At 36.0% G+C, this 15,139-nt stretch carries 11 protein-coding genes and 1 pseudogene; 6 read left to right on the plus strand and 6 right to left on the minus strand.

Features of this window, described 5'->3' with window-relative positions:
• The first annotated feature begins 105 nt into the window (after positions 1–105).
• On the plus strand, positions 106–1,512 hold the full coding sequence (locus tag JSS34_03340) for a glutamate--tRNA ligase (protein MBS0185372.1): 1,407 nt from the start codon (positions 106–108) through the stop codon (positions 1,510–1,512).
• On the opposite strand, the gene ligA is transcribed toward JSS34_03340, so the two are convergent.
• From ligA to JSS34_03360, 4 genes are all read right to left on the minus strand, one after another.
• Positions 1,509–3,638 carry an NAD-dependent DNA ligase LigA gene (gene ligA / locus JSS34_03345; protein ID MBS0185373.1) on the minus strand — a complete coding sequence of 710 codons (2,130 nt, stop codon included), beginning with the start codon at positions 3,636–3,638 and terminating at the stop codon, positions 1,509–1,511. The genes JSS34_03340 and ligA overlap by 4 nt on opposite strands.
• 97 nt (positions 3,639–3,735) lie before the next feature.
• A complete protein-coding gene (locus JSS34_03350; GenBank protein MBS0185374.1) occupies positions 3,736–5,094 on the minus strand; it encodes an MBL fold metallo-hydrolase in 1,359 nt (452 codons plus the stop codon).
• 211 nt (positions 5,095–5,305) lie between these two features.
• The gene (locus JSS34_03355; protein MBS0185375.1) at positions 5,306–5,752 is read right to left on the minus strand and encodes an RpiB/LacA/LacB family sugar-phosphate isomerase; all 447 of its coding nucleotides are present in this window, start codon (positions 5,750–5,752) and stop codon (positions 5,306–5,308) included.
• 108 nt (positions 5,753–5,860) lie between these two features.
• Complete coding sequence (locus JSS34_03360) at positions 5,861–7,051, minus strand: hypothetical protein (protein MBS0185376.1); 1,191 nt, start codon at positions 7,049–7,051, stop codon at positions 5,861–5,863.
• A 317-nt stretch (positions 7,052–7,368) separates the two neighbouring features.
• On the opposite strand from JSS34_03360, the gene JSS34_03365 reads away from it, so the two are divergent.
• Together JSS34_03365 and JSS34_03370 are read left to right on the plus strand one after the other, a co-directional pair.
• A complete protein-coding gene (locus JSS34_03365; GenBank protein ID MBS0185377.1) occupies positions 7,369–7,764 on the plus strand; it encodes a hypothetical protein in 396 nt (131 codons plus the stop codon).
• 269 nt (positions 7,765–8,033) lie between these two features.
• Positions 8,034–8,543, plus strand: a complete 510-nt coding sequence (locus JSS34_03370; protein ID MBS0185378.1) for a DNA ligase — start codon at positions 8,034–8,036, stop codon at positions 8,541–8,543.
• Between the two features lie 326 nt (positions 8,544–8,869).
• On the opposite strand, the gene JSS34_03375 is transcribed toward JSS34_03370, so the two are convergent.
• A complete protein-coding gene (locus tag JSS34_03375; GenBank protein ID MBS0185379.1) occupies positions 8,870–9,541 on the minus strand; it encodes a hypothetical protein in 672 nt (223 codons plus the stop codon).
• A 141-nt stretch (positions 9,542–9,682) separates the two neighbouring features.
• Here JSS34_03375 and JSS34_03380 point away from each other — a divergent pair, with 141 nt between their 5' ends.
• On the plus strand, positions 9,683–9,850 hold the full coding sequence (locus tag JSS34_03380; protein MBS0185380.1) for a hypothetical protein: 168 nt from the start codon (positions 9,683–9,685) through the stop codon (positions 9,848–9,850).
• A gap of 354 nt (positions 9,851–10,204) precedes the next feature.
• On the opposite strand, the pseudogene JSS34_03385 reads toward JSS34_03380, so the two are convergent.
• Positions 10,205–10,950: pseudogene (locus tag JSS34_03385) on the minus strand (IS5 family transposase).
• A gap of 307 nt (positions 10,951–11,257) precedes the next feature.
• Between JSS34_03385 and JSS34_03390 the strand changes: the two are divergent.
• Both JSS34_03390 and JSS34_03395 read left to right on the plus strand, forming a co-directional pair.
• Positions 11,258–13,591: a hypothetical protein gene (locus JSS34_03390; protein MBS0185381.1), complete on the plus strand. Its 2,334-nt coding sequence runs from the start codon at positions 11,258–11,260 to the stop codon at positions 13,589–13,591.
• 559 nt (positions 13,592–14,150) lie between these two features.
• Complete coding sequence (locus tag JSS34_03395; protein ID MBS0185382.1) at positions 14,151–14,924, plus strand: hypothetical protein; 774 nt, start codon at positions 14,151–14,153, stop codon at positions 14,922–14,924.
• Positions 14,925–15,139: the final 215 nt, after the last annotated feature.

A 15,139-nucleotide genomic window follows, 5' to 3' on the forward strand; every position in this document is an offset into this window, starting at 1 on the left:
ATTCATTTCTCCTTTTTCCAAAGTAGACTTCTTTTTTAAAAAGAAGTAGGTTTAGAAAATTTTATTGAATGGTCTTAATATGATTTTCAAAAAGGTGTTCTTTCAATGACAGTTGTAACGCGTTTTGCTCCTTCTCCAACAGGTTTTTTACATATTGGAAGTGCTCGCACGGCTCTTTTTAATTATTTGTTTGCGCGCCATTTCAAAGGTCAATTTCTCCTTAGAATTGAAGATACGGATCGTGTTAGATCGACGCCGGATGCGATTGAGGCGATTATTGCAGGGCTTAAATGGTTAGGCCTTCAGTGGGATCATGACCCTATTTTTCAATTTGAACGTTCTAAAAGGCATCGGGAAGTTGCTCTTGAAATGGTAAAAAAGGGTCAAGCTTATTATTGTTATGCAACACCTGAAGAGCTGGATGAAATGCGGAAGCTTGCAGGAATTGAAGGACGTCCTTTACGGTATGATGGAAGATGGCGTCATCGTTCTCAAAGTGAAGCGCCTCAAGATGTTAAGCCGGTTATACGTCTCAAAGCGCCTGAGACAGGTGAAACCCATCTTAAAGACCTCGTTCAAGGGGAGATAACTGTCTCGAATGCGACTTTAGATGATATGGTTCTTCTTCGTTCTGATGGAACGCCAACTTATATGCTTGCAGTTGTCGTTGATGACCATGATATGGGAATTACACATGTTATTCGGGGAGATGATCATCTTACTAACACATTTCGTCAAATTCAAATTTATGAAGGTATGGGCTGGAAGCAGCCTCAATTTGCACATATTCCGCTGATTCATGGATCTGATGGTGCCAAATTATCAAAGCGACATGGTGCTTTGGGTGTTGAAGCATATCGCGATATGGGTTTCTTATCCGAGGCTCTTTGTAATTATCTTTTGAGATTGGGATGGAGCCATGGCGACGATGAAATTATCTCTGAAAAACAAGCAATTGAATGGTTTAACCTTGACCATGTGGGACGTTCCCCTTCTCGTTTTGACATGGCAAAGCTTCTTAATGTGAATGCACATTATTTGAAAGAAACAGAGAATGTTAAGTTGTTAACTTTAATTCTTCCTTTTCTTGAAAAAAAACTTAAAAGAGATCTTCTTCCTTTTGAAAAGGACCGTATTCTAAAAGGAATGGAAGGGCTTAAAGTGCGTGCAAAAACGCTCCTTGAGCTTCAAGAAGCTGCTTATTTTTACATTGCTCCTCTTCCTTTTTCAAGAGATGAAAAAGCACAAGCGGTTTTGACAAAAGAGGCCCTTGAACTTTTAAAAGATCTTAAAACAGAATTTGAGAATTTAGATATTTTATGGACAGAAAATGTTCTGCATGAAAACGTACAAGCCTTTATTGAAAAGAAGGGCTTAAAATTAAAAGATATTGCGCAACCTTTGCGCGTTGCTTTAACAGGATCTCTCGTTTCACCAGGGCTATTTGAAGTGATGGAAATTCTTGGAAAAGAAGAAAGTATGTGCCGAATAGAGAATATTACAAAAGATTAAGCCGATTTTTTGGAAAAAGATAACCACTCTTCTTCCGATAAAATGTGGACGCCTAACTGACGTGCAACAGTGGCTTTGCTTCCAGCATCTTTGCCTTCTACAAGAAAGTCTGTTTTGGGACTAACAGCACTCATGACTTTTGCGCCAAGTTTCTCGGCAATCATTTTTGCTTCAGCCCGGGTCATATGGGTAAGCGTACCTGTAAACACAATGGTTTTTTTAAAGAATATGGTCTTGGTTTCAAGGGCATTTTCTTTGAAATCCAAGACGGTGATAAGAGGTGTATGATATTCTTTTTTCCCTATAAGAGCATCAATAAGAGTTAATGTATGAGGGTCATTCATAAATTCAATCAAGGCTTTTGCCATAATTTCGCCGATGCCATCAAGATGTGTTAATTCTTGATAACTCTCACTTTGTATTTGTTCGGCGTGCATCATTTCTTCTTGAAAATTTTGAAATGTTTTATAGTGAGAGGCCAAAAGTTTTGCAGTTGCTTCACCCACATGCGGGATTCCGAGTGCATATAAGAAGCGTTCAAGAGAAATAATCCGTTTTTTATCGATGGCGTCAAAAAGGTTTTGAACAGAAAGAGATCCCCATCCTTCCCACGTCTCAAGAGGAAATTCTAATTGAGAATTTCTTTCTTTAAGTGTAAAGATATCTGCTGGTGTTTTAACCAATTCTTTTTTATAAAAAAGATCAATATGTTTTCTCCCAAGCCCTTCGATATCGAAGGCATTGCGCGAGACAAAGTGTTTTAATTTCTCGGTTGCTTGTGCAGGACAAAAAACGCCGCCCATACATCGATATGCTGCAAATCCTTCTTCTTGAATAACACGGCTTCCACATTCAGGACAAAGATCTGGCATTAAGAAAATTTCAGAAGTCGATGGTCTTTCAGAAAGAATTGCTTGCACAACTTGAGGTATCACATCGCCCGCTCTTTCAATGAGGACGGTATCACCTTTGCGAATATCTTTCCTGTGGATGTCCATCTCATTGTGAAGAGAAGCTCTGCTAACAACAACGCCTCCAATTGTGATAGGCGTTAGATGAGCCACAGGGGTCAGAACACCGGTACGGCCCACTTGTATACCTATATCTTCAAGATATGTTTTGGCTTGTTGACTTGGAAATTTATAAGCAATGGCCCATCGGGGAGATCGTGCGACATCCCCCAAACGGTTTTGAAGGTCTTGCATATTTATTTTAAAAACCACGCCATCAATATCATATGGCAATTTAAAGCGATGATCTTTGAGATTTTCATAGTATTGCCATAAATCTTCCTTTTTATGAATGATTTTAGAAAGAGGGTTCACAGGAAATTCTAATTTTCTAAGAAGATCCAAGACTTCTGATTGAGATTTTGGAGAAACAAACGAAGATTGAGGCGTTAAGTCTTCAAAAGCATATGCAAAAAAACGCAAATGCCTTTGGGCTGTAATGGTTGAATCCAATTGACGCAAAGATCCTGCAGCTGCATTTCTAGGATTTGCAAAAGGCGCTTCTGCGTTTTGTTCACGTTCTTGATTAAGCATTTGAAAGGAAGAATGATCCATATAAACTTCTCCTCTAACTTCAAAAAGAGGAGGGTATTTTCCTTCCAAGGAAGGAAGAAGTTGTTTGGGGATTTCTGAGAGGGTGCGAATATTTTCTGTCACGTTTTCACCAGTTTGACCATCGCCACGTGTTGCCCCTAAAAAGAAATGTCCATTTTCATACCTTAAAACAGAAGAGAGGCCATCAATTTTTACCTCAGCCATCATTTCAGGAAAATTGTCAGAAGGAAGACCTAAAAATCGGTTAACACGCTCAAGAAATTCTGAGATCTCTTTTTCATTAAAGGCATTCGCTAAAGAAAGCATAGGACTTGTATGAGAAACTTTTCCAAAGCCTTTTTGAGGCGCTGATCCAAGTGTTTGCGTTGCCGAAGAGCCTGTTTTTAAATTAGGATAAAGAGACTCAAGCTTCTCAAGTTTGCGTCTGAGCGCATCATAGGCTGCATCTGAAATTATGGGCGTATTTTCGATGTAATAATGCCTATCGTGCTCTTTAATTTCAGCATCTAGCTTTTTGTGAAGCGTGGTAGCTTCTTCTTTTGTAAGTGTTGAAAGAGACATGGATAAAATTCTGTTAAGGGTGTAAAGAAACCTTATCGGTGCCTGATTTTTTAAAAATATTCAACCCTAAAGACCTAAAAAAGAAAAAAGTTTAAAACTATTTTAATTCAAAAGTTTCAAGGTATTCAGGCACGATACATTTAAACTTGAATTTGTCTTGAATCCGGAGCCGCAATGCATCAGCTTGTGCTGCTTCCCCATGGGTGAGAAAAATTGTTTTAGGAGGAGATTTAAAATTCTCAAGCCAACTTAAGATCTCTGTGTAGTCGGCATGGGCAGACAGACTATCCTCTTTAAGAATTTTAGCGCGTACCGGAAAGTATTGGCCATGAATTTTAATCTCTTGGGCTCCTCCTACAAGAGATGCACCACGGGTTCCAGCAGCTTGAAATCCAATAAAAAAGATAATATTTTTAGGATCTCCCACAAAAGCTTTCAAATGGTGAAGAACACGTCCTCCTGTTGCCATTCCACTCGCTGTAATGATTATTTTTGGAGACATATTTAAATCAAGTTCTTTTGATTCTTGGGGTGTATTTATAAAATGTGCAATTTTGCACATATCAACGCACCTATCATGAGGTAAATTGTGTTCTGTACTAAATCGGCAATAAAGTTCAGTTACGTTTGTAGACATAGGACTATCGACATAAATTGGAATAGGAGGAATGGCATTCTCTTGTCTTAAAAGAGAAAGCAAATATAAAATTGTTTGGGCTCGTCCTACTGCAAAAGAGGGGATAACAAGGGTTCCGCCTTGTTTTGTTGTTTGAAGAACAACATTTTTTAAGATTTCCTTAGGGTCATCTTCAGTATGCTTTCGGTCTCCATATGTAGACTCTAACACCAAATAATCAGCTTGTTCCACAAGGGTAGGAGGATTCATGATAATATCATGAAAACGTCCCATGTCGCCTGAAAAAAGAAGGGAGATTTTACCATCTGTAAGACGTATAAAGGAAGCCCCAAGTATATGACCAGCTGGTAAGAAAGAGAAATGTATGTTTTCTCCAAGATCAAAAGGAGTGTTAAAAGGAAGAGGATGAAAATAATTTAAACTTGCCTCTGCATCTTTGAGTGTATAGAGGGGAAGAGCGGGATTGTGTTTTGAGAAGCCATGTTTATTTGCAAAGGCAGCATCTTCTTCTTGAAGCATGCCGCTATCACGCAAGAGAATTTTACAAAGCTCGAACGTTGCTTCAGAACAGTAAATTGGGCCTCGAAACCCTTGCTTTACCAAAAGAGGAATATAACCTGTGTGATCTATATGCGCATGCGTGACAAGCAAAGCATCAATTTTATTTGGATAAAAAGGAAGAGCTTCCCAATTCTTAAGACGTAAATTCTTTAGGCCCTGAAATAACCCGCAATCCACAAGAATTTTTTTATGAGATGTTGTAAGAAGGTACTTAGAGCCCGTTACCGTTCCCGCAGCCCCTAAAAATTGTAGGTCCATTTTTATGCTCCCTTTTATTTTTTTTATAACTTTGAGTATATAAGGAAATTAAAAATCAATAAATGGAAATAATAAAAAAGGGAAATATTTTTGGAAGAATTTAGATGAAATTTCTTTCGAAACAAATTTTTAGAAGAAAACGGGTCGTTTGTTTGATTAGAGGTGAAAAATGAAAATCACTAATCTCAAAATGCTTAAAAAGCAGAGAACGTCAAATTTCTCCAAGTGCTTCAAGCTTATTAAGGGCTTCTATACCCTCTTGACCAAGCTTTGTATCATAAGGTTCAAACCAAGCATCTAAAATTTCTTCAGCTGCTTTCTCTGTTAAAGATCTATTTGATAACACGAGAACGTTTGCATGATTCCAAGTGCGAGAAAGACGAGCTGTTTCTGCATCTGAAACAAGAGCTGCTCGAATTCCTTTGACTTTATTAGAAGCGATGGAAGCCCCAGTTCCTGACCAACAAAAAAAAATTCCTTCAGAACAAGTCCCATTTGCAACTAATTTTGCAGCTTCAACAGTTGCCTCGACCCAGGGCACATCTTTATGCGTGATATAAGAACCAAAAAGAACAGAGTGAAATCCGCGTTTCTTGATGGATTCTAAGACAAATGTATTAATAGGATGAAATTCATCTGTAACAAGGGCTATTTTCATTATTTTGATCTTCAAACTTTAAAAAAAATTGGAGAAGGAACCTACCGTTTTAGAATAAGCTCTTTCTCCTCATATTTCTATAAGAAAAAAATTATTTTGAAGCCATGATTAAGAAGCAGTGGGTTTAGGTGCTGCTGCGCGCAGAGAGGCTATAGCACGTGCAAGGCGTCCGCGCTTATAATGGATATCTTCTGCATAGGTATGTACCGTATGGGTCCATTTGCCTGTTTCAGAGGTCTGTGTGGACATTCTTTCATCTAGCTTTCCTTCAGCGACAATATGAGTTAATTTCCAGACTCCTTCCTTAACTTTTGCAAACCTCTCTTGTATAGAAGGGGAGGAGAACATATCTGGCACAGACGACCTCGGACCTGAGACTTGCACGAACATTCCTGCTCCTGAATCACCCGGGACGGCTGCTGAATAACCTTTGTCCATCATTGCCATTCCAGTTATTGTGTTTGTTAATGAAACGGAAATACGTGACTGAGTAGGAGGAAGTATTGAATGAGCTTCCTCACCACTTATCCCGGGAATGCCTAAAAATGCTTCAGGCTTAAGAGCAAAATTCATGATATGGATATGTGCGAGACTCTTTTGTTTTTTTTCCGCTTTTGGAGGCACTATTGTTGGAAATTGTTTTTCAAGCTCATCTGGTGAAAGCGTCTGTTGCTCTGGCGTTAATTCAACGATACGTGGTTGAGGATGGCCGTGAACGCCTCTTATAACTTGAAATGCACTTTGGAAGTTTCTTTGTACCTCCTCTTTTGACATTGTTTGTGTGTTCAAAAAACAAAAATCTTTTCCATATCCAGCATATACCCCCTCAAAGGCTGCATATGCTAAACTTTGTCGAGAAGCATATTCTTTTTCTGTTAAAACACTTGCAGGTTCAACGCTCGTAATTGGCTTTTCTAAACTGGCCACAGCAACATCTTGACCCGCAAAACTTCTAGCGAATAGAATTTTAACGGGGTTTCCGAAAGATGCTTTATCAGAAGGATCAATATCGGGAGAGACTGTAAAAAAGTAGGTTCCGTGGTCTATATACTTGAAAGAATGCGCGGCTCCTATAATAATATCTGGTTCAATAAGTGTCGCAGAACTACAGGTGTGTAGGGTATCAGTTCCGTTTAACTGAAAAAGAATCGCTCCGCATGCCTTAAAAGGTCCAACTTGAGAAGCGGCCTTAGCTTCTTTCCTCCAGGTTTCAAACTCTTCGGGTGAAAAATTAATAAGGGCGGCTTGTGCATGACCGACAAGAAAAAATAATGTAAGAATAAATATTAAAAATTGCATAATCTACTCCAAGTATTAAATTTAAAAAGGAAAAAATATCTTATTTTGAGTATGAATGCAAGAAAAATTTAGGAACTCGATAATATATGATATGCCCGATATAAATAGCAATCGAGTTGTCCGATAAATAAGATGTCCTTAGGAGGATCTAAGGATGAAGAAAAGTCGGATAATAGAAGATGTGATGAAAATGAATAAAAATGAATTGAAAAAATAGCTAAACGAAGGTAAAATTAAAATGAAGCTCATAAGTCTAACTCTCGTAATTACTCAAGATAATATCATTGGTCTTTTTTAAATTTTTTAAGGAGTTTCATATGAAAAAATTTTATGTTTATAAATCCCTGCTTTTTGGTCTTTCAATATCGCTGGCCTGTGCGGGGCAAGCTGTGTTTGCTGACTCTACATATACGAAGGTAGATTCATCAAATGAAGTCTCGTCTGACGTTTTACAACCTTATGAAGGATCTGATGCTCAATTTGGCAAGGAGAATGACATGACAACAGTTAAAGAAAAAGCCCACAGTGCTAAAGAAAAGGTAAAAAAAGGAGCCCACACTCTTGCTAAAAAGACAAAAGAAAGTGCTCATTCTGTTTCTAAAGGCGTAAAAAAAGCAGGCCGAGCAACAGCGCGTGTTGCTAAAAAAACGGCTAATCGGGTTGAAGAAGGTATAGATGCTGCAAAAGATGCGGCGAAAAATGCAACTGATTAAACCATAATTTATTTTTAAGTAGTTTTTCTTAAAAAAACCCAAAAATTAAATTTTTTGGGTTTTTTTATTAAGCATGGACACAGGAAGTAGCATCAAAAAATAATTTATAAAACAAGAAGGAGTTTTTGAATTAAAAAGTTGTCGGCTAAGTTCTTTTCTTTTTATTTTTATGCATCTGTGCTAATGGAAATGATGCTTTAATTCCTACAAAAAAAGATATAAACTTAAAAAGTAGAATATAAGCATATTGAAATAAATACGAAGGTAATATGAAGGGGGTTTGCGGGATGATTAATCTTCGGAAACCATTTTTTATTATTCAAAAACATAAAGCCAGTCATCTGCATTATGATTTTAGATTATATGTAAACGGTGTTTTAAAATCATGGGCTCTTCCTAAGGGGCCAACTTTGAATCCAAACTTGAAACGACTCGCGATTTCAACAGAAGATCATCTTTTAAGTTATGCTAATTTTGAAGGCATTATTCCACATCATCATTATGGAGGAGGAATTGTCCTCATGTGGGACCAAGGACCTTATAAAAATATAACCTTTAAAAATGGTCAAAATATTTCAATGAAAGAGGCACTTCAAGAAGGGCATATTCTCTTCCAACTTAAGGGACAAAAATTAAAAGGAAATTTTATTCTCCAACGTCTTCAGGAAGAAAAATGGCTCTTAATAAAAAAACAAGATGAATATGCATCTCAAGCAGATATTTTAAATGAATTTCCCGCATCGGTTATAAGCCATAAAACCATTGAAGATTTTGAATAATATTTCAGAAAGGAACAAGATGAATGGTAAAATTAATTTTTTTCTTTGGAGATAAAGAATAAACTCTTTAAAACATCACGACGAGATTGTACCGTTTCAATTCTTGCAATTTTAACAAAAGAGACATTTTCAAGTATGGATATTTTTTTAAATGAAGATTTTTTATTTTTTCAAAGGGAATTCTAAAAAGGTTGTTTCTTTATGGTATAAAGGTTTTTGAATTTTATGGTTTAGGGAGAAAATATTTCATTCTATGGCACTTTATCTCCAGAAGACATTTCTAGCCTTCTGGAGAAATATTCTTTCAGTATTATGTTATCCAAAATCTATGGGTGTATTTGATTATAGGTAGAGTTGTTATGCTTTTTAGTTACATCAGCAATCTCTTTTTCTGCTGAATGCATTTCTTCTAGCAATAGCCCTATGTCTCCATAAGCTTGATTTGGGAGCCCGTGAAGTGCTGCAATATTTTGCCAGAAGACAAGTTCACGTATGTATGCAGCTCTTACTGCTTCTGCATGGCTTACATGATCTTGAGTTCTTTCATTTCCTAAGATGCCGAAATCGGGCCTTTGGGGTAGGCTTTGTACGGCAAGCTTTTGTCCGGCTTTTCCAGCTTCTTCTTTTAAAGTTTGATGTGCTTTATCTTGTGTAACAAAAAGGGCATCAATGGCATTTCCAATTTCAATATGCTCTTGAGCTTCTTTTGGATTATAAGCAGGTGCTTTATTTTTAGTTTCTGCTTCTGCATGTTCTATGACATGGCTTGTAACAAGTGTATGAAGAGCCTGCAAGTTTGCAAGGCTTTGACCGATAGAAAGAATAGCTTGGGTTTTTCGGTCCCCATCTATTTCTGAGATTCCATAAGGTGGGTACATCATGTGCTTCATATCGAGCACACTATTGTGCCCAAGTGCATTTGTGGCTTGTCCTTCCGAACTTATTATTTGCATAAATGCAAAAGAAGCTGTGAGAATGCTTAAGTGTTTTAGTTTCATGAGAAAACTCCCTTATTTTATGATTAATATTATTTTGCCCTAAGTATCCAAAAGCACAAGGGTCATAGCATGATATCTGGATCCATGCCTTTCATCAAGAGTCTCTAGAGGTATTTTGAGTTGCTTCTAGGTTATTTTAAAATGTTTTTTCGTATATTATCTGCAGAAATTATAAAGAAAGCTCAGAAATATTTTGAATTTAGACGCATATGTTTTTATGCCTCTCAGAGTCTATGTTTTGGAGAAACTTCTCCTTTTGGTCTTTCATATGGAATGCTCTTTGAAATGAATAAACATGAAGGATCTTGAGAGTGATAATGAGGCAAGTAGGGGCTAAATCAAGAAATCGTATAATTGTCTCAAATGCTTCTTTCTACGGGATACTTTTTTATTAATTGTCTGAAAGTGTTGGTGCCCGCTGCCAGACTCGAACTGGCACGGCCATATAACCGACAGATTTTAAGTCTGTTGTGGAATATGAACTCTTTTTCTTCAAAAGTCTTTTAAATAAATAACCTTAGAACAATTCACAAATCTTTCATGTTAATATTATCTCCAAATTATCACCAACGCAACAGAAATGAAAAATATTGAGAAAAATGTTTAAAAATTTTATCAAGAAAAATTCTTAAAAAAACTAGGCAGTATCGACATTTAAGCTAACTATAATAAAGAACAAGCAAGATAAAGGAGAGATTCAAAGTTAGTAAGAATTTTTTCGTATCGTGTTGCAAGCTTTCTAAAATTTTTTAATCGATTAAACAAACGCTCAATAAGATTTCTTTTCTTATCCTTATAAAGATACTTATCATATAGGCGTTGGTCTTTCCGATTAGATTTAGGTAGAATAACAGGGATTAATTTCATTGAATGTTGGTATGTTCTAGGATTTCATTGGTGTCATATCCATTGTCTGCTAAAACATATTTTGTATTCTTATGGGCAAGCAGAGAGATAACTTGTATACTATCAGATGTTTGTCCAGATATTACAATAAATTTTAAAGGAAGCCCTAAACCATCACATATCATATGGATCTTTGTCGTTAATCCTCCTCGGGAACGCCCCAAAGCCTGGTCTTTTTTTATAGGTTGATGATTGCTGATGTGCTCTCACAAGTGTTGAATCAATCATAAGATATTCATTATCTTGATCTTCTATTAAAAAATAAAAGATCTTTTCCCAAACACCTTGATGAGCCCAGCGGGTAAAGCGCTTGTGGACAGTTTTATATTTCCCGTATCTTTCGGGAAGGTCAGACCAACGCGCACCAGATCTTAAAATCCACAGAACCCATTAACAAAATTGTGGTTGTCTTTCCCATGTCGGCCTCTATCTCCCGGCTTTCTGGGAACTAAATCTTTGATCTTATTCCATTGGATTTTAGATAGTTCATAACGGCTTTTCATGTAACCCTCTTAATTTCTCAGTTACTTTGCCTTAAACTATCTTATTTTTATTTTAAATGTCGATACTGCCTAAATAGAAATTAAGATAATAAGAAGCTCGCATGATGGGTTATAATCTTATCTACTTGAGATTTCTTTTCCTGAAATTTTATATGAATCTAAGATTTTTAATAGATATTTAAAGAAAAATTTGATTTTCTATATTGAAGTAAGAATAATTATGTGATTATTTTATTTATTAAAAGCGAAAGAAAAATATTTTTCTTATAATTAATTTTTCTATAAATTTAGAAATATGGGGGTATGAATGACAAAAAATTATAAAGTATGGGATAAAGTTGGAGCAAGTTTGTTAGTTGTAGGTTTTTGCCTTGCAGGCATGGGGACTGTTTTTGCGGGTAAGCATGAAAAAAGAAAAGCAGAGGAAGACTTTTCAGAGGAAAGACCTTCTCAAGTTTTGAGAACAAAAGAGCATGTTGATATTTTAGGTATACAGGAAAATGATGAGAAAAAAGATGGTAGTCATTCGCCAATAGTTGAGGTTTTTGATGATGAGGTTGATGTAGTTGTACCTTCTGGTTTATTAACCCCTCTTACAGTTTCAAAAGGGATTCCTCCTGTTTTAGGAAGTCCTTTAATGCCTATGTCTAAGTCTCAAGCAACTCCTGATGTTGTAAGTATGATGGAAAAAAGAATGGACATTGCACGAGGACTCCCTCTTGCACAAGGTATAGTTACGCGCAGAGATGGGAAACTTCTTCATATTTCTGAGAATGTATATCAAGAGCTTCAAACGAATGGAGCGATAGCAATAGTAGATCTTCTTGTTGGAGCTGTTTGTGATGAGGGGAAAGAAGAAGCAGGTCCTTGGAAACATCATGATAAGGAGAAAAAATCTAAGCGTTTAGTTTACATAACAGCTCAAAAAGGTGGGGATACAAGAAGAATAGGAGAAACAAAAGAAGAAATTTTTGAATATGTGCACAAAAATACTTCTATTATTTTTAGAGGAAGCCCTAAACGAAAAGGAGGACTTTCTGTTAAACAGAGCTGCTTGCTTGAGCGAGAATATGAAGCAGGAGATGGTTCTTTGCGAAAAATAACAAGTGCAGCACAAGATTTAACAATCAAACATGCTCATGTAAGGTTTGAGCATGATTTAACAGGAGGGGCTTCTTATCAGGTTCTCAATAGTTTTGTAGAATATGAAGCGGTAAGACAAGATGTTCTACAAGCTGAAATAAATAGAAGTGTTTCATTTGGACACTTAAGACGTATGAGTCCCTCTCTGCATGAAGGGAGTAATATTTTTAGTAAAATTTTAACAGTATATATAAATCCTATTGATGCGCAGGATTTTGGGAATATAAGCGAAGAAAGTAAGGTTGTTTATTCTGAAAAAGTATGGCATTACCCCACAAATAGTCAACATTGGCAGCATGCGGATGCGGGACTAAAGTCTTTTAGAGTATATTCTTCAGATCGAAGTGGAAGAGTATTACCATCATCAGATAGCCAGGAAGATTTCGTGGATTATAGAGAATCTCATGTTGATATTTTACCTGATCACGCATCTCAACAAAATATGCATACTATAAATGAGCATAGATGTAGAGTAACGACATATTATACACGTCCGGATGGGAGCTTATATCCAGTATCTGCCTATTTGCAGCTTCCTTTAACTAAAACACATTTAGGTTTTCGTGATGATTTTAGAGAGGAAAAATCATACCAATTATTGAGATTAGCTGTGTCTTATAGAACAGACAAGGGAACAGAAGGAAGTGTAATTATAAATCCTAGATATGAAGTATCCTCTCTGCCATTTGCGCATGAAAAATTTTTTGATCCTTTTCAACCAGAAGACAATATATTAACTAGAACAGCGCGTGTCTTTATTAATGTGAGCAATGCTGTTAGCTTTCCTGGAAATGGAGGGCAAAATGGTCAAATGCTTCAAATTCTTGAAGAAGTAATCAAACACAGACCAGATCAAAGCTCAGATTGGAGCCATAAAAATGCAGACCACCGTTCTGCAAGAGTTTATAAAGGAGATAAAATTGGGCGGATTGAGAATTTTCCTCAAGAAGGTCCAGTATATGTTCCGCATATAGAAGAGGAGTTAGGCATTGTAGCAATAGGAGATTTTTCAGATATAAATGGTGTTCCAGGAGAGCAAAGATGTGATATAACAGTCTCATATCTTCGTCCTGATCAAACTCGATACAATTTAACTTTCCCAAAATCATTGAGTTTAGATAAAGAGCATGTAGGTTTTGAACATGTAATAGAAGAAAAACGTTCTTATGAAAGCGTTAAGCTTTCTGTAACACACAATATTCCAACGAGCTCTGGGCAATCGATTTCAAGAAAACTGGAAATAGCTTCTTCTTATAGGATTAGTAGCCGCCCATTCCTTTTAAGTATAGAAAAGCAGGAATGGGAAGATGATCGGGTAGCACATGAATCTAAATTATATGAGAGGTTTTCGCTTAGCCCTAGCGCAGCTCTTGGAAGACATAAGCCTAATACTGATAAGATGTATGTAAGAGGGAATTTATTAGAAACAAAACAACACGATCTTTTATGGTTTGGTAGAGGTTATGAAATTCCCCATAGCAAAAAACGATATAAGTAATTTCAAATAAATTAGAGAGTGTTCCTTAATATATGATTGTTGACATAACTATTGAACACTCTCATAGAGTTTTTAATTTTGAGAGTAAGGTATTAAAAAACTAGAATACTAAATAAAGTCTGGTTAACTCAATGAAAGAAAAAGAGGAAGAGGCAGATAGGGCAATGCAAAAAAGGAAAATCAACTTTAACTTTAAGTTATATGATTTTATAGTTTTTTGTACTCATAATAAGTTAGCTGTTAATTTTATGTGCACAAGAAGAAAGGGTCTATAAAGGTTAAAAGAGAAGATTCTGCCATCTCCAATTTGTTTAACTTGACGAGCCTAAAAAAAATTGATACTCTCTTAAATTTTCGAAAATCAATACTCTTTATCAGTGACAGGTCTCTCCAATTTCTTTTTTTAGGTTAAAATATACAGTTGCTATGTAATTCAAGTTGGTGGATATTGGCTATCTCTCAGTGGGATATATTCTTTAAGAGAAGGCTCCAATTGAAGTTCAATGTTTAACCGCTGACACAGGTTACTCAAACACTTTCCTTTATGAATTTTTAAGAAATGAAAACCTATAACCCCTATGGTAAATGTATTAGAGACATCATTGCATTGGCATTTTCCAACAAAAAAATCCGGCTAAGTTTCTTACTTTCCATTATTGGTCTAATTTTTGGAGTCCTTTCTAACCTAGCTCTTCCTCTTTTGCTTAAAAAAATTATTGATTCTTTCTCATTTCCAAATTCCACATTTGTTAGTTGTATTCTTTTAAGTTATGGCATTATTTGGACAATTAGCCAGATTTCTGTGTATATTCGTACAATATTTATGTATAAAATTGAGCAACGTCTTACTTTTGTCCTAGGATCAAAAGTTCTATCCCACATTTTTGGGCTTTCTTTAAATTATTTTCTTAATCAACAGCCAGGCGCTCTCACAAATATTATTAGAAGAGCACAGCAGAATGTTCCTCATATAGTTTTAGGACTATTTTTTCACGTTTTTCCCACTGTACTAGAGTTTTTATTTGTTGTTGCTCTTATCTTCCTTCTCTATCCACTTATCTATAGCTTTTTTATGGTAGCTATATTCGGAATTTTCTTTGCTTATACTCTTATAGTCTTAAAAATGGTTCTAAAGGCTCGTGAAAAGGCTAATGAAGCTGACAAGGATGCAGATGGAATCATTGCAGATTGGTTGTCTAATTATGAAGCTGTTAAAGTGTTTGGAAAATCTGATCTTGCAATTTTTACTTGCGAAGCAGAACTAAAAAAGAAAGAAGCAACAGAAGTTAAATTTATGACGAATGTAACACTTTCTCATATAGGGCATCTGTGATTTTAGGAGTAGGTCTTTCTTTGTTTACTTATATCGTAGGGCAACATGTTTTACAGGGATCTCTAACTGTTGGAGATTTTATTTTATTCAATGGATATATTTTACAATTTGTTATGCCTATTGCTATATTGGGACAAATCATCCAAGACATTAAAAAAACGAGACACTTAACTAAATAATGTTTATGTGATAAGGTTCATTATAGGAGGTACCCT

Source organism: Pseudomonadota bacterium, assembly GCA_018242545.1.
Taxonomy (GTDB): Bacteria; Pseudomonadota; Alphaproteobacteria; order 16-39-46; family 16-39-46; genus 16-39-46.

Excerpts from the sequence above, each read along its gene's own strand:
- JSS34_03340 (MBS0185372.1), top strand. The coding sequence starts at position 106 with ATGACAGTTGTAACGCGTTTTGCTCCTTCTCCAACAGGTTTTTTACAT.
- ligA (MBS0185373.1), bottom strand. The coding sequence starts at position 3,638 with ATGTCTCTTTCAACACTTACAAAAGAAGAAGCTACCACGCTTCACAAA.
- JSS34_03350 (MBS0185374.1), bottom strand. The coding sequence starts at position 5,094 with ATGGACCTACAATTTTTAGGGGCTGCGGGAACGGTAACGGGCTCTAAG.
- JSS34_03355 (MBS0185375.1), bottom strand. The coding sequence starts at position 5,752 with ATGAAAATAGCCCTTGTTACAGATGAATTTCATCCTATTAATACATTT.
- JSS34_03360 (MBS0185376.1), bottom strand. The coding sequence starts at position 7,051 with ATGCAATTTTTAATATTTATTCTTACATTATTTTTTCTTGTCGGTCAT.
- JSS34_03365 (MBS0185377.1), top strand. The coding sequence starts at position 7,369 with ATGAAAAAATTTTATGTTTATAAATCCCTGCTTTTTGGTCTTTCAATA.
- JSS34_03370 (MBS0185378.1), top strand. The coding sequence starts at position 8,034 with ATGAAGGGGGTTTGCGGGATGATTAATCTTCGGAAACCATTTTTTATT.
- JSS34_03375 (MBS0185379.1), bottom strand. The coding sequence starts at position 9,541 with ATGAAACTAAAACACTTAAGCATTCTCACAGCTTCTTTTGCATTTATG.
- JSS34_03380 (MBS0185380.1), top strand. The coding sequence starts at position 9,683 with ATGTTTTTTCGTATATTATCTGCAGAAATTATAAAGAAAGCTCAGAAA.
- JSS34_03390 (MBS0185381.1), top strand. The coding sequence starts at position 11,258 with ATGACAAAAAATTATAAAGTATGGGATAAAGTTGGAGCAAGTTTGTTA.
- JSS34_03395 (MBS0185382.1), top strand. The coding sequence starts at position 14,151 with ATGAAAACCTATAACCCCTATGGTAAATGTATTAGAGACATCATTGCA.